Annotated in this window: 12 protein-coding genes; 2 read left to right on the top strand and 10 right to left on the bottom strand. The window is 46.9% G+C overall.

The genetic code is table 11. The annotated features are described in order from the left end of the window. Nucleotides 1-42: 42 nt before the first annotated feature. The 9 genes from PAEAM_RS24805 to PAEAM_RS24765 form a co-directional block, all read right to left on the bottom strand. Nucleotides 43-270 carry a hypothetical protein gene (locus PAEAM_RS24805; RefSeq protein WP_047842410.1) on the bottom strand — a complete coding sequence of 76 codons (228 nt, stop codon included), beginning with the start codon at nucleotides 268-270 and terminating at the stop codon, nucleotides 43-45. Between the two features lie 215 nt (nucleotides 271-485). Next, nucleotides 486-3,062 carry a beta-mannosidase gene (locus PAEAM_RS24800; RefSeq protein WP_100529330.1) on the bottom strand — a complete coding sequence of 859 codons (2,577 nt, stop codon included), beginning with the start codon at nucleotides 3,060-3,062 and terminating at the stop codon, nucleotides 486-488. 90 nt (nucleotides 3,063-3,152) lie between these two features. Continuing rightward, the gene (locus tag PAEAM_RS24795; RefSeq protein ID WP_100529329.1) at nucleotides 3,153-4,739 is read right to left on the bottom strand and encodes a helix-turn-helix domain-containing protein; all 1,587 of its coding nucleotides are present in this window, start codon (nucleotides 4,737-4,739) and stop codon (nucleotides 3,153-3,155) included. Next, nucleotides 4,736-6,517 (bottom strand): cache domain-containing sensor histidine kinase, encoded by a 1,782-nt coding sequence (locus PAEAM_RS24790; protein WP_100529328.1) that lies wholly within the window; start codon nucleotides 6,515-6,517, stop codon nucleotides 4,736-4,738. Before PAEAM_RS24790 ends, PAEAM_RS24795 begins: the two co-directional genes overlap by 4 nt. Before the next feature lie 30 nt (nucleotides 6,518-6,547). Then, the gene (locus PAEAM_RS24785; protein WP_165790059.1) at nucleotides 6,548-7,402 is read right to left on the bottom strand and encodes a carbohydrate ABC transporter permease; all 855 of its coding nucleotides are present in this window, start codon (nucleotides 7,400-7,402) and stop codon (nucleotides 6,548-6,550) included. A 36-nt stretch (nucleotides 7,403-7,438) separates the two neighbouring features. Further along, nucleotides 7,439-8,320, bottom strand: coding sequence for a carbohydrate ABC transporter permease (locus PAEAM_RS24780; RefSeq protein WP_047842406.1), 882 nt, complete (start codon nucleotides 8,318-8,320; stop codon nucleotides 7,439-7,441). A 101-nt stretch (nucleotides 8,321-8,421) separates the two neighbouring features. Then, nucleotides 8,422-9,735: an extracellular solute-binding protein gene (locus PAEAM_RS24775; protein WP_036609593.1), complete on the bottom strand. Its 1,314-nt coding sequence runs from the start codon at nucleotides 9,733-9,735 to the stop codon at nucleotides 8,422-8,424. 257 nt (nucleotides 9,736-9,992) lie between these two features. After that, a complete protein-coding gene (locus PAEAM_RS24770) occupies nucleotides 9,993-12,086 on the bottom strand; it encodes an acyltransferase family protein (RefSeq protein WP_100529327.1) in 2,094 nt (697 codons plus the stop codon). 574 nt (nucleotides 12,087-12,660) lie between these two features. Further along, a complete protein-coding gene (locus tag PAEAM_RS24765; RefSeq protein WP_100529326.1) occupies nucleotides 12,661-13,221 on the bottom strand; it encodes a flavin reductase family protein in 561 nt (186 codons plus the stop codon). 231 nt (nucleotides 13,222-13,452) lie between these two features. On the opposite strand from PAEAM_RS24765, the gene catA reads away from it, so the two are divergent. Next, nucleotides 13,453-14,100, top strand: coding sequence for a type A chloramphenicol O-acetyltransferase (catA, locus tag PAEAM_RS24760; protein ID WP_100529325.1), 648 nt, complete (start codon nucleotides 13,453-13,455; stop codon nucleotides 14,098-14,100). A gap of 82 nt (nucleotides 14,101-14,182) precedes the next feature. Here catA and PAEAM_RS24755 read toward each other — a convergent pair whose 3' ends face one another. After that, nucleotides 14,183-16,822 (bottom strand): adenosylcobalamin-dependent ribonucleoside-diphosphate reductase, encoded by a 2,640-nt coding sequence (locus PAEAM_RS24755; protein WP_100529324.1) that lies wholly within the window; start codon nucleotides 16,820-16,822, stop codon nucleotides 14,183-14,185. Between the two features lie 527 nt (nucleotides 16,823-17,349). On the opposite strand from PAEAM_RS24755, the gene PAEAM_RS24750 reads away from it, so the two are divergent. Further along, complete coding sequence (locus PAEAM_RS24750; RefSeq protein WP_100529323.1) at nucleotides 17,350-19,113, top strand: DEAD/DEAH box helicase; 1,764 nt, start codon at nucleotides 17,350-17,352, stop codon at nucleotides 19,111-19,113.

Raw genomic sequence — 19,113 nt, 5'->3', positions numbered from 1 at the left:
GGTTTGTTGGTTTATCTTTTTTATGTAATTCCGTATCCTTCTTCATTTTCGTTTGCGTGGAGCAAACGTGTCTTCTCTGGGTGCTTCTTGTACAGTATCCACGTCCTTCGGATAGGATGAGATGTTATCTTTTTCATATACTGCTTTCTCCAGATTGCTTAAGCGGCGCAATACTTGTTTGCTTTTACGTACGATATATACAATACCAATAATCAGCAGGATCAACATCAGAATGAATATAACCATCTCCGGATAAAAGACAAATGACATGAATCCACCTCCTTTGAAAACGATTTCTCTATATCATTCTAACCTTAATGATTCAAGATGTGAACCCGATTGGAAGTTTCGCTTGTGGAATAAGGACTAAACCACCTGACACAACGACAGGAACTCACCCTGCTGCAAAAGTAAAAAAGGTGGCATCCCTGATCAGGATTACCACCTTGAACCTCGAATAAGATTCGAAGTCTGTGATTATTATTTTATCCTTCTCTGCCGTTCATGGCACTAACTCGAAGTTCTGTCAGTGGCAGGGACGTTTGCTCTGGGTGCAGTAGTCTCACTGTTCGGCTCTCACCGGGGAGCAGATCGAAATAATTGTCACTGAATCGGACACGCCCAAGGGGAAGCTCCAGCTTCACCAATCGTGCAATCGCACCACTGGCCGTAACCGTAACAGACTGCTCCTCCTCGTTCACATGTACGCTCAATTGCGACTCTGGCAACTTCACATCCTTAGGATCACGCAAGAAGTATCGATTACTCGGTGCCGCAAATCCTTCGGATACCAACTCAACCATTACTTCCTCCGCGCGTCTACCCTGTAACACCTGTACTTCAGTTAATTCAGCAATACACCGTGAGGATTGGGATGTTACCTCAACAGCATGTGAGCTGGAGTAGATCTTCTCTCCATTCAATGCATAGACATTGAGTCGAAGCTCCCCTTTCAAGACGTCACGTGTATCGTTCACAACCCACATCGCAAGCGGCTCCCCCGGCTCATGCTCCAGTGACAACAGGACAGGATGAAAGAATATTTTCCCATAATAAAAGGATGCCTTCGGCAGCAGTTCATAATCAATCATGGACCAGCTTGTTCCTGGCCAACTATCATTCAATTGCCATACAAGCGCTCCGCTGTTGCGGTGATTGATGCGCCGAAAATGTTCAATTCCATATCGTAGCCCTTCTGCTTGAGTAAGCATGGAGTAGTTCATATACTCTTCTATATCTTGCGGAATCCCTGTGTAACCCTCCATTAGCAGAATACCTTTCTGGTGGTTGGTATCTTTGTTACGATAGGCCATCTCCGGACTGCCCCAGTAAAACTGACCTGCGGGCATATTTTTCTCTAGTGTGTAACGATTGGCCGAGGCATGCATACCAAATTCACTGCTGAACAACGCATGATCCTTTTTATAATTTTTGAACGTTACACCTTCAATACTGTAGTCCAGCAGCGGTGGCTCTCCATGCTTCCTTGGATAGACCGAACCATGCCATACCTGCCAGTTGTGGCGATCCCCCACATCCGGGTCATTCGCATCCTGACCGTTGCTGTCTCCGAACGGCGAAGAAGGCCAGTACGGACGAGACAGATCCAATCGCTCTAGCACTTCAGGGATTAGCTCATGATAGATCTGTTCACCGTAGAACGGGCTGGTAATATCTCCACTTGCAGACTTCATATCATAGAGCCAATCTATTTCATTATTCCCACACCAGAGGGCAAGCGAGGCACGGTTACGCAGACGTAAGACATTGTTTTCTACCTCTTGCCGTACATTATCCATGAAATCACGATTGAAATCCGGGAACAGTGCATTCGCGAATGCAAAATCCTGCCACACCAACACCCCTTGCCGATCACACTCATCGTAGAAGACATCCTTCTCATATATACCACCAGCCCAGACACGCAGCATGTTCATATGCCCTTCCACCGACAGCTCGACAAGCTCACGATACCGAGAGTTGGGGATGGCGCCAATCAGATGATCAGCCGGGATCCAGTTGGCACCCTTGGCATATACTTTGACTCCGTTCAGGATAAAAGTAAATGCATCTTCACCCCGTTCATTGTGAAGAGCCAGCTCAATCGTTCGTAACCCATAAGGCTCGCTATAACGATCCACCTCAACGCCATCGGCGAATAATGTAACCTCCAGCGTATACAGATACGGCTCACCCAGATCATGAGTCCACCATAACTGAGGTGACGTAACGTTTAATGTGGTATCTGCTATACCACCCTCTACGGGTAGTTCAGTGACACCTGCCACCTCGTGTCCACTGCGATCCAACAGACGAACATTACAGGTCGCAACCACAGCCTGCTCACATTTCTGTCTGTTACGGTAAGACAAGACCGACTTCACATCCGCTGTGACATGTAAGACGGCCAACTCTGAACTGACTGATTCCGTACGAGCATACATATTGTCCAGCTTGGCGATTGTTCGTTTTTCCAGCCTTACCGTACCCCAGATCCCCACCGTAACCATGCGTGGACCCCAGTCCCAGCCAAAGTTCATCGCTGCTTTGCGCAACCATGGCCGTTCCTTCGTATATGAGGACCAGTCAAAGGTTTCTTTGTCCTGGTGATGCAGGTGAAGCGGATCAAACTTGACAGCAATCGCATTCCAACCGCTGCGTACCAGAGACGTTACATCAAATGCATGTGACATAAGCATATTGGCCGTTTTCCCGACTTCATGGCCGTTGACATATACCGTTGCAAACGTATCCAATCCTTCGAACACCAATTCAAAGTGCTCCTCCGTCTCTGCATCTCTTACCAGATTGAAGGTTGTGCGGTACCACCATTCCTTTTGTTCAATCCAGCGACTTTTGGCATCATTATGTCCGTAATAGGGCGGATCAATGATACTGCGCTCAACCAATGCAGCATGTACATCGCCAGGCACTTCAGCCCCGATCCAGAAACGGTCATCCAGTGCAGCAGCTGCCACATCCATTGCCCGCTTCTCTCCAACTTCAAAATGCTGTATCATCCATTGTCCCGATAAATCCTGACTTGAACTATAGGTCTTCATCAGTATGCCCTCACTCTCCAATAACCCTGAGTAATACCATATCGAAAACGTTTGCAGAAAGGTAAAACATGTTTCCTAATCTGCTCATTTCTAACTTCCCGAAGGCTTGAACAACAACGCCTCTTCGCGATACTCACTCGGGGTCTTGCCCGTATGTTTTTTGAACAGTCTGCTAAAATATTTCACGTCCTCGTAGCCGCTGATTGCAGCGACTTCACTGACCTTCGCTGGAGACACCGCCAGCATATCCATCGCTCTTCGTATACGCATATCGGTGACAAAATCTCCGAAGGTCACACCCATTTCTTTTTTAAACAGTTCACTGAGGTGACCCGGATGCAAATGAACATGTCCAGCTACCTGCTGCAGATTAATATCCTGCGCCAATGAAGATTCAATATAACCAATAGCCTTCTGCACATGGGCAGCCTGTCCCTGACCCATTCGGCTATGATAGACATGCATCAGACCATACAGATGATGAAACAGCATATCCCCGAGCTCCGCAGCCTCGCCATCCGGTTCCGGCAACCAAGGCTCCAGCCTTGCGGGTTCTTCACGCCCTGTGGCTCGCATTGTGCGAGTCAGCCAGCGATGACCTGCAATGACGGCCGAGTGCAGACAAGCATTGAACGAATCTGGTGTGACCTCCGGTTCTGTAATCAGATTAGCCACAAGTTCCCGCGTCCAAGTCGTTAACGTGACTGAATCATTATCCAGCAATATTGTACCAAGTCTGGTCTCCTCTTTGTGCGTAAGTACAGTTTTACCACCTCGGCGATCCTGAACGTGCTCATAATGCCATACTTTATCATCCATCAAACCCCGATATCGGAAGGCAGCTGAAGCAGTTCTGTAGCTTTCGTGCAGATCTGCATATCCACGCATAGGCAGACCTATCGCTGCGCGCACGGTGCACTTCAGTAATTGCTCCATCCGACGTAGTGCACTCTCCAGCCTGTACGTATATTCATGTTCCACAGGCGGCCATGCAACTACACAAATAATTTGCTGTTTCTCTACATGAGCAATGGCACCAGGTAACATATCCTCCAGGGTATTCTGCACCGCAAATCGTAATAGCGCATCCGAGGATCGATCCCAACCCTCTGCTCGAAGAATAATGACTTGTCTGAGAATCTGTTCATCATCAAGGCCAACAACCCCTGCCTCTTTTCCAGCATCAGATCGCAAGAATGAAGGAAAATGGCCCGAAGCGGTGTCACCATCAATGATCCACCCGGCAAATAACCGCTCCCGATTCTCCCGCATAAGCTGTCCCTCTCTGGACTTCTCTGCCCAACGTTCCGTGATTCGCTGTTTGGCCTGTAATACGGTTTTGATGATCTCTTCCGGCTTGCTTGTTTTGAGCAGATAATCTGTAACGCCTTGGCGAATCGCCTGTTGGGCATAAGAAAAGTCATCGTATCCAGACAAAATAATGACCTCCAGCTCAGGTAGTAATCGCAGGCCCTCTTCTGCCAGTTCCAGCCCTGATCTGCCTGTCATCCGAATATCCGTCATCAGGATATTCGGACGTTCCTCAGCCATGCGTGTTAACGCCTCCTCTGCCGAGGCAGCAGGTTGAAGAAGTTCAATTCCGAGTTCATGCCAAGCGATAACGCTGGCAAGCCCTGTACGGATAATCACTTCATCATCAACAATTAATAGTCTCATGGTAAACCCTCCAAGATTGGAATGGAAAACGAAATCCGGGTACCTCCCCCAACCCTGCTGTCTACTTCAAGCTGTGCATCCGCTCCATAATGGAGCAGCAGTCTCTCATTCACATTGCAGAGCCCATAACCGCCTTGGTTCAGCTGTTTTTCCGGCTGTTTTCCCTTCCATTCCCTAATGCTTATCCTTAATTGCTCCAGTCTGTCCGGCTCCATGCCTACACCATCATCCAGCACCAGCACATTTATCTGTTCATTATCCGGGTCCTTGCGAATCATTATGGTGATGGTACCCACGCCTGCTTTGGGCTGAATGCCATGAATCATGGCGTTCTCAACAAGCGGTTGCAGCAATAGCTTCAGCATCATTCGCTTCTCAAGTGCTGGATCTACGATATAATGCAACACAAATTGATCAGGGAAACGAATCGACTGCACACGCACATAATGGCGAATATGAGCAATTTCCTGTTCCACAGGGCAGTAATCCTGACCATTATTCAAGCTGATACGTAGAAAATCACTCAGGCCCTCAACCATATCCGCAATTCTCTTCTCTTCAGACATTAAGGCAATCCAGTGAATGGAAGAGAGCGTGTTATAGAGAAAGTGCGGGTTAATCTGCGCCTGAAGCACTCGAAGATCTGCCTCTTTTTTGCGAGCTTCACCTCGAATAACCTCTTCCTTCAATAACTGAATATGTGCACCGAGCAGATTGTAACTCTCCCCAAGCCTGCCAATCTCGTCATCACTTTCAGACCGGAACAGCGGAAGAGGACGCTCCGGATCAATTCGGGACAGATGTCTGGTAAGCACACGAAGCGGCCTCGTCACACGCCGCACCGTAAACCAGACCAAGGCAGCACTTATCGCAGCAGACATGGCAACGGCGCAACCGGTCAGAATAAGAATGTACCGATTCTCGGACTTGTACTGGTCGTAAGGGACTGTTCCAACCAACGTCCACCCCGTCAATTCTTCCGGATAATAGAGCAATGTCCGTTTATCTTCACCACTGCCATATGTGGTTGTTCCGCTACCGCCATCCTGAATTAACGTTGTGACACCTTGTTCAGCCTGCTCCAGTTTAAGTCCAAGCCGGGATTTGTCCATCGAAGACAGAATCTCTCCAGAACTGCCGATGAGCTCCAGTCTGCCTTGCCCTCTGCCTAATCCCAGAGCGGCCCATCCTTTGGATATGGCCTTCTCATCCAGACTAATGGCTAACCAGCCGATCGGTCGATAATCATGGATACTGCGAATCGGCCGAACCAATGTGATCACATTTTGAATACCCGCGTAATTCTGCACCGGGTATACCCCCGTCCATTGTTTGACTGCTTCACCGCTTGGAACAGAGGGATACGAAAGGTTGGATTCATTGGATTCATACCAGGTAGCGGTTGACAATGTGGCATCGAATCGGCTTGGATATATGGCGATGTTCGCAATATATTTCTTGGAAGCCGCCAGATTGGTCATCCTTCCCAGGATATCCACCCGGTCCAGCTCATGATCTTCATTGTGGCTAAGATACTGCTGGATGTCCCGTTCTCCAATCAGGAAAATGGAGAGATTCTCGGCATCCTGCAACATATAACGAAGATTTGCTTCCACCTGTTTCAGCGTATCCATGCCGGACAGTTTTGTTTTTTGCTCTGTAATGCGGGAAGAGATCAGAAAGGCGAACAGACCCAACGCCAGCAATGGCACAATCATTGAAGCCGTCACGACGACCGATAGCTTCCTTTGTAACGAAGATGTGAGCCAGCGTGCCAAACGTTTCTCCTCCTCTGGATGCGCTTTCGCTTATCCTTTGACAGCTCCGGCTGTCATGCCTTTCATAACTTGTTCCTGGAATACGAGATACAAGATAATGGTTGGAATAACCGATAGGGTCATGGCAGCAAGCGTTAATCCGTAATCCGTCTGATATCCATCCGCAAAGTTCGCAATGGCCAGCGGTAACGTTTTCAATCCGGTTTTGTTGATGAATACAAGCGCAAAAGAAAAGTCATTCCACGCATGCAAGAAACTCAGGATCGTAACCGTAGACAACGCAGGTACGGACATGGGTAACATGATCCGGGTAAACAGCCCCCAAAGTCCTGTTCCATCAATAAAAGCTGCCTCTTCAATATCACGTGGAACACTTGTCAGATAAGCCGTAAGCACAAAAATGGCCGTAGGCAATGCAAAAGCCGTATAAGGTAATATTAAGGCCCAGTACGTATTTAGCAAGGACATCTGTTTCATTAAAATAAATAAGGGGACAAGCGTACTATGGATCGGAATGAGCATACCAACAACAAAGAAGGTCATGATCAACCCTTTCCAGCGAAACTGGAAACGAGCCAGGATGAATGAAGCCAGCGCTGCAATAAACAGCGTCAGAATAAGTGAACCCACCGATACGATTAGTGAATTGCCAAAAGCAGTCCCTAGCCTGGAGCTTTCCCATGCATTGCTGAAATTGGCAACATTCCAGTTTTCCGGCAGACCAAAGGGCCTGCTATAGAAATCTTCATTTGTTTTGAATGCACTAATCACGAGCCAGTAGAACGGATACAATGTTAAAATACCATAGACCGTTAGCAGCGTCCAAACAATTCCGCTACGTAAGCGACGAATCGGATGGCCCGAGCTGCTTCGAGGTGATGGCATGGATACAGGTGTCACGCGCATGATAGCTCCTCCTCTCTATTGATTCTCTTTTCGTTTGCGACTAGTTAGCCACTGGCTTGTTCCGATCAGCAGCAGGGAGATCAGTACGATGGTTGTGGAGATCGCACTACCAAAACCATATCGGTATGTTGTAAAGGTTGAATTGTACATATACGTTGCAAGCAGTTCCGTCGCATGTGCCGGACCACCCTTGGTCATGATGTAGACCAGATCAAATGATTTCAGACTACCCGAAATACATAGAATGATCGCTACCTGAACCGTACCCCAGATTATGGGCAAAGAGACCGACACCAGTTTCCGGATTCCTGAAGCACCGTCTATTTTGGCAGCATCATGAATCTCGCCTGGAATATTCTGTAGTGCCGAGATAAAGATAATCAGATACAACCCGACAAAGCTCCAGAGCAGCGGCGGTACCAATGAGAAAATGGCAATCTTGTCATCGGAAAGCCATTGTAGCTTCCAACTTTCCAGCCCCAGAGCGTCCAGCAGAAAGTTCAATATCCCGATCTGCGGATGATAGATATACTGCCAGATCATACCGATAACGACAGTGGATAACACCATCGGCAGAAATACGGCTGAGCGCAGAAACCGCTGTAATGGATTGCTTTTGTGTAATATGACCGCCAACATCAACGCTAACGGAATTTGTCCAAACACCGATGCCAACACAAAAATAACGTTATTTTTCAGTGCCCGCCAAAACACAGGATCATGCCAGATCTCTACGTAATTATCCACACCAATATATTTGGATGCGCCGATGCCGGACCAGTTGAAGAAACCGTAGTATGCCGACCACACGACCGGTACAAATACAAACAATGCATAAATGATGACTGCCGGGGCCAGCCCCAGCATAATAAAACGCCGACTTCGCAGTGCGTTCATCTGTTCACTTCCCTTCCATAAATGCCTTTACCAACTTGCAACTGACTATCTCATCCATACTTAAAACCCCTCCCCTGCCGGGAAGGGGTTTTAACGAATGGTTACTGACTAACTGCATTGGCTTGAGCCGCCTGAATTTTAGCCGCAATGTCTTCGGCCTTGCCGCCCATAAGCAACTCTTGCAATGCATTATTAATAACCTCAACCGTTGCCGATCCCAGCTTGGAATCGTATACTGGCGTGATCTTCACTTCCTGCATCAGATCATATAATTCAACGAACAATGGATGTGCTTTGGTTTTGTCCAGATCAATCTTGTAACTCACCAATGTGCTGCTATCCAATGTGGCCTTCTGACCATCAGGTCCTGCCAGCGCGTAGAACAGCTCCATCGCTGCCTCTTTTTGCGCACCGCTCAGCTTTTTACTTACACCCAACCCGGTTCCTACTACACCGGATGTTGTTCTTGGTTCACCCTGACCTCCGTCCACTGGAGGAAGAATCGTGATATGTGTGTTGTTCAACACCTCTTCAGGTGCATTGTTCACCAGATTTGCCAAGGCCCATCCGCCGTTCATGACCATCGCTGCCTTACCTTGGAAATAAAGCTGCATCATCTGTGTCTCATCGATACTGTTGAATCCATCTTGGAATGCTTTGGTGTTGCCAAGCTCCTGCATCTTGTTCAAGGCTTCAATAAATTGTGGATCGGTAAAGCTAGCACCCTCTTGTGCTGCCGCTTTCAGGAACCAGTCTGTGCCGGTAATCCGATCAGCCAGTGTACTGAATATCGTTGATTGAGCTACCCAGTTGGCCTTGTTGCCAAGTGCCATGGGAATGACTTTATTTTGATTAAAAGTAGCAATCGCTTGTTCCAGTTCCGCCCATGTCTCAGGTACTTTTACGTTGTACTGTTTGAAAAGAGCTTCATTGTAATAAATGAAGGAACTTGGCGCCAGATTCATCGGCACGGAGTAGATATTCCCGTCCACAGTGTATCCATCCAGTGCATTCGGGATAAAGTTGTCTTTCCACTCCGGCTTTGCGTCCAGCTCTGCATTAATGGGCTGTAACAGATCCCCTTTTACAAATTCCTTCGTCATGGCATCCGGCCACATCACGAACAGGTCTGGCATCTCGTTGGCAGCGGCCACTGTACGAAGCCGGGTTTTGAGACCATCTGTTGGCAAGCCTTCATCTACAACTTCAATATCTGGATGCGCCGCGCGAAAATCTTCAATAATTTTGCGCATCGCAACCGCTTTTGCATCCTGTCCGGTCCAGTTGTGCCAGAGTGTGACGGTTACTTTGTCATTCCCACTGCCTCCTTCTGAAGTGTCCCCGCCAGCACAGCCAGCCAGAATAATGGAGAACAATGTTATTGCCAGGAAACCCGAAAGCCATTTTTTCAACATCTCTATAATCCCCCTCGGCGATTTGAATACACTTATTGTAAATGTTAACGCTATCATACCGTAAGGTGACGATCCACGGATGCAGGGGTGAAAAATATCGGTTCCCCTGTTTGGAATTTACTTTGCTGGCTTATTGTTTATAACAACAAGAAAGAGCCCTCACAATGAGAGCTCTTTCTTGTTGTAGCCGTCGGTAGCTTCACCCCAGGCTATATATAATGAATAAGTGCTAAATCGTATTAAATATGGATTGCGTATTATTGGATACTGTTCTTCACCAGTTCTGCAAAAGCTTCGGAACCTTGCGTAGTGAGATGTACGCCATCTTTTTCAAAATATTCGTCATGTCCCTCACTTGCACTGTTCCAGTCAATCAACGAGACATTGCTGTATTTGGATGCTGCCTCATTCAACGCCCTGTTCACCGTTCGTTCCCACGGACGAGGTACGCGCACAGTAACCAGATATACCTGATCCTCATCTTTCAGATAATCAAGCACAGCATTCAAGTTTTTGGAGTTAAAGGAACCATTCGTCCCGAGCTCCAGCACCACTTTGCTGCCCATTTGGTTGTTTTGCTTCAGACCTTCCAATACATCGCCTGCCTGCCACATCTGACGACCGACATGTCCGTCCACATACACTCCTGATATACTTTGCTCCAGATACGGTTTTGCATCCAAAATCACCGAATCTCCAATGACGGTATAATGAACCTTGCCATCCTGGGCAGGAGGAGCCGTTTCTTCATTGTCCTGAGATGAATCAGGTGCATCATCCGTATGATCCGTATTATCGGATTGATTCGCTCCGGCGTCATCCGGTGTATCATTCTCGTTCGTCACGGAGTCATCAGCCGGCTTATCTTCAGACTGACCGTCCTTGCCAGCATTCACTGAATTGTCTTGGTCGTCAGGTTTTGAGTCTGGAGCAGGCTCTCCTGTTGGCTTCTCATTTTTCCCCGGATCATCTTTCGTTCCTGCTTCCGGTTTATGGGTATGAGCATCGTTCTTTTGGCCAGAGCCTGACGTTCCTGTAATAGCTGGCAACACATCCTGTCCCTGTTCCTCCGCTACGGAATTCTCTCCATTTAATGTGTTGGACATCGATACCGAATGGGAGTCGGAGTTCGCTGCATGTGAGACCATCATCTGAGATACCGTATAGGACAACAGCAGAATCGTCATCAACAGACCTGCCCGCTTCCACCATACGTTACGTATACCGATTGATGACCGCCCTCTTCCCCATAATCGGGACCAAGAATCACGGAATCCATTGTACCGAATCGGATTTTCAATATATTTAAGGGACAATGAGGCCAGTACAACCGTTGCAGCAACCTGTAAAATGATGCGTACAGGATGTGCTCCTCCCGTATTCACCGCGGGATTGGTTAAAATAATGACAGGATAATGCCACAGATATAATCCGTAGGATCGCTCTCCGATCCAACGTAATGGCTTGGCGCCAATGATACGTGCCAGTAGAGACGATGGGTGAGCCAACACCGCTACCAGCAACGTTGTTGCGATAGCCTGAAGCACCATGCCCCCTTGATACAGAAACGGATCGTATTCACTGCTGTTCAGCATCATGTAGATTAACAAAGCGAGCGCAGCAAGTCCCGACACATCGAGCACAAGCCGGTTCATGCCAGACAGAGAGTTCGATAGCTTGCGACTAGGCCATACCACGGCAAGCGCAGCACCAGCAAGCAGTGCAAATGCCCGCGTGTCTGTTCCATAATATACACGGCTCGGGTCCAGATCCGGATTATACATGATGGCCATTGCGCCAGCAGATAATTCAGCTGCGACAACAATGAAGACGACCAGCCATCCCTTTCTTTTGAACACTACGATTGCTGCGATCAGTAGAAGAGGCCATATGAGATAAAATTGCTCTTCCACAGCCAGCGACCAGAAATGTCCAAACGGTGATGGAGGGCCAAAACTTTCGAAATAGGAAACGTTGTGAAAGATATACCACCAATTGCTTATGTATAATACACCCGAAACGATATCACCACGAAGCGCAGCAAGCCGGGATGGGTCTGTACAGGCCAACCAGATCATCACCACAGCTGTCATGGTCAGCATGCCTGGAAGCAAACGCCTTACCCGTCTTACCCAGAAATCACCGAGTGAAATGCGTCCATGTTCCTGCCACTGTGACACGAGAATATCTGTAATTAAATATCCCGAGAGAACAAAGAATATACCTACACCGAGCAGTCCGCCCGGAATAAAATCCAAATTCAGATGATACGCGATTACTGCAAGTACAGCGATGGCTCGCAAGCCGTCAAGTCCGTTCATATGTCTCTTACGATTTAACGATTGTGACATGCATGCCCCTCCTTGTTACTGTGAGTCAACAACATCGGTGTTGGGGGCATAAAGGAACTCCTGATCGTTCTGGTTGTCATTAACATACGTATTGCACCTTCCATCTTTCATTTACAACATAAGAAAAGCTTCTGTTCGAAGCACTATCTGATGATGCGACATTCTGTGTGAATTCTATCATCTTAAAGAAGACGAGTTGCCTGTCCATTAAGTTTAATTATTAAAATATTCTTTATATTCATTCGTAAGTTCACGTTTAGCATTATACGCCCGAAATAAGCCTCATACTTTACAGGGATAGTTACAAACGATTAAACCGATGTAACCTTTCCTGCCAGCTCATATAGCTGTAAAATCATACTCTAATTTTGTCGTTAAATATAGTACTTTTCATCGAGTGGCTAAAATTACCTGTCCCGCTTGCGCAAACCAGCATACCCACGCACACATCGATTGAAACAATTGAATTCATAACAAAAGGCTGCCGACTTGCTCAGCAGCCAATATCCATTATAAACCTATGTCAGACCGGATTGAAAGTTTTGCTCATAATTGCTTCTTCTTGCCTAGGACCCTAGAGGTGGAACGGGTGAATCTTTTCTTCTGTCCTCGCATCCATGATCCGGTATGTTGAACGCCCTGTGTACATTGGGATTTGCAACTTCTCCAGATCAACCATTCCATTCTCCAGAAAGTACTTCTGATCCTGATATCGCTGCAACACTTCGCCTGCAATCCATTCATGGTCACCATATGTCGTAATCTCCATAACCTTGCATTCATAAGCAAAATAAGCATCTGTCAAAATGGGTACACTTACCTTGATTCCTTCCTCATACGGAATGCCGAATCTTGTGAATTTATCCGTATCTCTTCCACTGAACGTTCCTGCAGCTTGAATCCACTCCGATCGATGACCTGGCAGGAAATGAACACCGAATACGCCACTCTTCTCAATGAGTTCATAGGAGTATGTTTCCTTACGAAGGGAGATGCCGTATACGCCTGGTGATGATCCGATGTATGTATGCCATCCGGACGCCATCACATTCTGGACTCCCTCATGACGTGAAGTCACCACCGCTACCATTCCAGGATAAGAATAAAATATAGGTTCTTCTATCGGCTGACGCATCTAATCCCCTCTCTTCTTCGTTATAAAGACAACTTTAATTATAAAGGAAAGAAACAGGTTGAAAAAGCGTTTTGCAGACGATTTCGCTATAAACGACATATTCACTATCATGGTATACTGAAATGGTCAATTTCTAAAAATACGATACTGGGAATGTGATAGGATATGGTCAAATCAGTCAAATATACCTCCTAAATAAATCCATTATTCAAATTTAGGAGGTTATAACTTATGTTTAATTTAATCGTGTTAGATCAGTGGGATCGAAAGCCATACTTTGACCACTACTTGAATCAGGTCAGATGTACCTACAGCATAACTGCTAATCTGGATATCACTCTATTGATCAACGAACTGAAGCTTAAAGGATTGAAGTTCTATCCCGCTCTTATTCACATGATCTCTACGGTTGTCAATGCACACAGGGAATTTCGAACTTGTTTTGACGCCGAGGGCAGATTGGGCTACTGGGACGAAATGTCTCCGAGTTATACAATTTTTCATGAGGACAACAAAAGTTTCTCAACGATCTGGACAGCATTCCATGAAGATTTCGAGACGTTCCACATTCGTTATCTGGAAGATATGAAGAATTACAAAGATCACAAACAATTTGTTGCCAAACCCAATGAACCGCCAAATACTTTTCCCGTTTCCAGTATTCCTTGGGTGAACTTTACCGGATTTAATCTGAATATTTACAATGAGGGAACCTACTTGTTGCCTATTTTCACGATGGGGAAATATGTTCAACAGAACGATAAAGTATATCTTCCCTTATCCGTTCAGTTACATCACGCCGTGTGCGACGGCTACCATGCTGGTGTTGTATTTAATGAATTGCAATCACTTGCAGATCGATGCCAAGATTGGTGTTAGTTATCTAAATGACAAAAAGGCATTCCTGACTTCGTAATGGAGTCAGGAGTGCCTTTCTTTTTCTCTTTTTTTCAAAAGATATTTAATTGCATTTACTGTACCCACAGTTGCTGCATGTTTTGCAACCTTCCACATTCATCAGGGATGCCGAGCCGCATGAAGGACATAAATCTCTCGATTCGATAAAGGTTTTCTGATCCTCTACTTTTGGATACGTGCTCTCCACTTGATTCTGTTTTTGTAATGCTCCAGGTTCGTTCTCCTGCACATCGCTCTGTACATGACTTTCCAATGCTTTGGCGACTGCATCAGCAATCGATTCAACCCTATTGGCTCCGAAGCCAATCGCTCCCGAACCACCGATTCCCTTGAGATGTTTGATCAACAGTTCAACCTTTTGCCCATGATCTCCGTATCGAAGGAACAGAGAGCATACTCGACCGAGTGCCTCAGCCATGGCAAACACATCCGATCCCGCTTTGCCCACGTTCAGGAAGATCTCACCCGGGGTTCCCTCCAGATCATTGATCGTAATGTAAGCCATACCAAATGGCGTATTGATTTTGTATGTCGCACCGCGCAGTACTTGAGGACGGCTTCTGTATTGTTTATCCAGTACTGTAGAAGAGGACGGGGCTTGATCAGAAGAATGCGTTCTAACACCAACCTGGCTATTGGAAGTTCCATCACTTGCCTGTACTTCAGCATTATTCGGGTTTTCTATAGCAGATACGACTGTCTTCTCTTCAGCTTCCGCCGTGTTCTGATCTTCACCTTGGGTCTCTTCCTTCTTCGACGTGGACAACACCTGCACATCCCTGCTGCCGTCGCGGTATATCGTTACTCCCTTGCAACCAAGGTCGAAGGCCAGTTCGTACAGCTCAGCCGTATCCTCCACTGTAAAATCAGCCGGACAGTTGGCCGTCTTCGAGATCGAACTATCCACCCATTGCTGAATCGTTGCCTGCACCCGTATGTGATTCTCAGCCGACAAATCCATCGCCGTCACATAATAGTCTGGTAAAGCTTCACCAGGATGTTCATCCAGCCAATCTTGTGCGATCGGTACGAACTGTTCATCATAACCTAGACGGCTTTGACGGAAATACTTGAAGGCGAAATACGGCTCAATACCTGTTGATGTGCCCACCATCGTACCTGTACTTCCCGTTGGCGCTTGTGTGATCAGTGTGACATTTCGAATGCCCTGTTTACGGATGGCCTCTCCCACTTCAGGGTACGTCGCAACCATGTTTTTCATGAATCCACTCTGTAAATACGGTTCAGCTTCAAAAGCTGGGAAAGCTCCCTTCTCTGCTGCAATCTCTGCCGATGCCAGATAGGCCTCCTTCGCCATGAATCCATACAGTCTATCCAGAAAAACAAGAGATTCAGGACTGCCGTATCGAATACGCAGCTTAATCATCAGCTCTGCCAGTCCCATGGTGCCAAGCCCAACCCGGCGTTCACGCTGCTGATTCAGTCTATTTTCCTCAAAATGATATGGTGTTGCATCGATGACATTGTCCAAAAATCTAGTCGAGATACGAGTGGTTTCCGCCAGTTCATCCCATGCCACATCATGATTTGTTTCATCGTAGAATTTGGACAGATTAATGGCAGACAGATTACATACACCCCAGGCAGGCAGACCCTGTTCTGCGCAAGGATTAGTACAGATAATCGGATTGAAGTACCAGCTGTTGGACATCTGGTTGTAGTACTCCATGAATACCACACCGGGCTCTGCCGATTTCCAGGCTGATTCAATAATGGTATGCCAGATTTCGCGCGCCTTCAGTGTACGATAGTGCACCACCGAATGACCTGCGGCTTTCCATTGCTGCATATCCCCGTTCCACTCGATGTCGTAGTCCGGATCGTTCGTATCGGGGAAAACCAAGTCCCAATCTCCGTCCTGCTTGACAGCCTCCATAAATGCGTTGCTCACACATACAGACAGATTGGCATTGGTCACCTGCCCCATCGTTTGTTTCACGGTAATAAAATCAAGCACATCTGGATGCCAGTCATTCATCATCAGCATGAGCGCACCCCGGCGGCTTCCGCCCTGTTCAATCAGTCCAGTCGTATAACTGAACAATCCGCCCCACGATACGGAACCGCTGGATGATCCGTTGACACCTTTCACCACCGCTCGGCGAGGACGCAAAGAGGACAAATTAATGCCAACACCTCCCCCACGTGCCATAATCTCCGTCATCTCGGTCAAAGTCTTCATGATGCCACCCCGACTGTCTTGCGGAGACGGAATGACATAACAATTGAAGAGTGTCAACTCATCGCTTGCCCCCGCACCCGCAGCAATTCGGCCTCCGGGTACTAACTTCCAATCTTCCAACACAGAGCGGAACTTGGACTCCCACGTTGCCCGCTGATCGGCTGTGGATTCGACAGAAGCCATCGCTTTGGCAAGACGGTCCCACATCTCTTCCGGTGTTTTTTCTATGTTGAGTGTCAATTTCTCCACACTTGTCTCAATCATCTCTCCCCTTCGAGTCCTTACCTGTACAAGCTGACCCTTACGTTCTATGATTTCGCCCACTTCCTTGGTTGGGAACTTCGGATCATCCTTCGTTAATACCAATACCACATCTCCAACCTTGGCATGATTCGAATCAGCGTCCTTCCAGGCGTATCGGTCCAGAAATATTTTTTCGCTAAGTCCTTCTAATTGGTACGATCGTTGGTTCGATTTCATCGCTACGTTCAACCTCCCCGGAATAAATCTCCATTTTCACTATAAAAGTAAATTATGATGAAACACCACATATAGTGATATAAAACCAGTATATTACACCATATATTGATTTTCCACATGACTTTTATCACAGACCTTATTTTGTAGACTCCCCTGTTCGGACAAACTTCTTCACACACCCTCATACGCATGAATACGACATCAGTGAATTTTTTGGCACAGAAAAAACATGTGCCTTTACTAAATTTCTGGGTTCAATATAAGTTAAACTAATCATTTGCACGTCAACGGAGAGGACAGAAAAAACCTGAAAAAGCGAAGCGTTCGCCTTTATCCCCGGATTTCCCCCTCCAGAAAAGGGAATCAAAGAAATCTGGGGATAACAGCGATTGGAAGGTTGTTCTGTCATCGTAGTGTTCGTGCAAATAAAATGTAGTTCAACTTATATAGTTATGAACTGACTCTCATTCGTCCATACTATTACCTACGAATAAAACGTCATCACGTATGGCAGGGGAGGAAACACCATGAACCGGAAAAACCCGCACCACATGAATCAACCTGTAGCCGAGCTGCCCGTTCCGTTGGAATTTGATCGGACCTGGATTAATCAATTGGAATCACGACTGGATAAAGGGGGGCCTTGGGGGGATTACCGACTCTTTCAACTCGGCATTCAAGCCGAAGAGACCAACCTTATTCCCAATTTTGACGAGATCCAATGTCTCAAGCATCTACAAGGCCTTACCCCACTCCCTCACCAGATGGACACTGCACGCAGAGTATTATTTGAAATGTCAGGCCGGGCCATTCTCGCCGATGAGGTGGGTCTGGGCAAAACCATTGAAGCCGGTCTCATTCTGAAAGAATATATGGTTCGGGGTCTCGTATCCAAGGTACTCATTCTCGTGCCAGCCTCTCTTGTGTTGCAATGGGTACGGGAGTTGAATTCAAAATTTGGCATCCCTGCTATTGCCCAGAAAAAGGCCTATTCCTGGCAGAATGAAGTGGTTGTTGCTTCCATGGATACAGCCAAACGTGACCCGCATAAAGATATGCTGCTGAATACTGATTACGACATGATTATTATTGACGAGGCTCATAAGCTCAAAAACAAGAAAACAACCAACTATCAATTCATGCTGAAATTGCGCAAAAAGTATTGTCTGCTGCTTACAGCTACACCTGTTCAGAACGATATGAGTGAATTGTTCAATCTGATCAACCTGCTGAAGCCCGGTCAACTGGGTCGTCAGGGTGACTTTGCGGCCAACTTTGTTGTAGACAAACGGGTTCCGAAAAATCAGGAACAGCTTAAGAACGAGTTATCCAAAGTCATGATTCGTAACCGCCGCGGCGAAGGCCCCGTTCAATTTACCAAACGGAATGTCTCCAACGTGAATCTGCAACTATCGCCTGAAGAACAAGCGCTTTATGATGGCGTGACTTCCTTTGTTAAAGACCAGTACCAGGAAGCTGGCGGCAACCTAAGTAGCATGCTCTCCCTTGTTACATTGCAGCGTGAAGTGTGCAGCAGTCGAGATGCTGTATTCGTGACGCTTGTTAATCTGTCGAAGAAACTTCCGCTGGACTCTCCCCTTCGGGACAAGATTTGGGAACTCGTTGCCCATATTAAAGCGATCAAGGAGAATACCAAAGCGGAGAAAACGATGGAACTGGTTCGGAACATGAATGAAAAAGTAATTATCTTCACCGAATACCGGGCCACACAGGAGTATCTGCTAAACTATTTCCGCAACAATGGGCTTACGGCTGTACCCTATCGGGGTGGCATGAATCGAGGCAAAAAAGACTGGATGATGGATCTCTTCCGCGGGCGTGTGCAGGCCATGATTGCAACCGAAGCGGGTGGTGAAGGCATTAATCTGCAATTTTGCCATCATATGATCAACTTTGATCTGCCTTGGAACCCTATGCGGGTTGAGCAGCGGATCGGTCGGGTACACCGGCTGGGACAGCAAAATGACGTGAACATCTTCAATTTATCCACGACGGGAACCATTGAGGAACATATTCTGAATCTGCTGCATGAGAAGATCAATATGTTTGAGATGGTGATCGGCGGGCTGGATGTCATTCTGGAACGGCTGGAGAAGAAGGAGTCTATTGAGAAAAGTTTGTACAAAATCATGCTGGAATCACAAACTGATGAAGATATTCGCCGTAAAATGGATTCACTTGGACAATCGCTGAGCTCCATTCAACGTGAGGTTGACGATGAAGGCCCTGCCGTATCCGGGTTGTTAGATCTTCGCAAAGGAGGTAGCTAA

It is taken from the genome of Paenibacillus sp. GM1FR (genome assembly GCF_002803315.1).
Taxonomy (GTDB): domain Bacteria; phylum Bacillota; class Bacilli; order Paenibacillales; family Paenibacillaceae; genus Paenibacillus; species Paenibacillus amylolyticus.
This window is presented reverse-complemented; position numbering and strand designations above follow the sequence as displayed.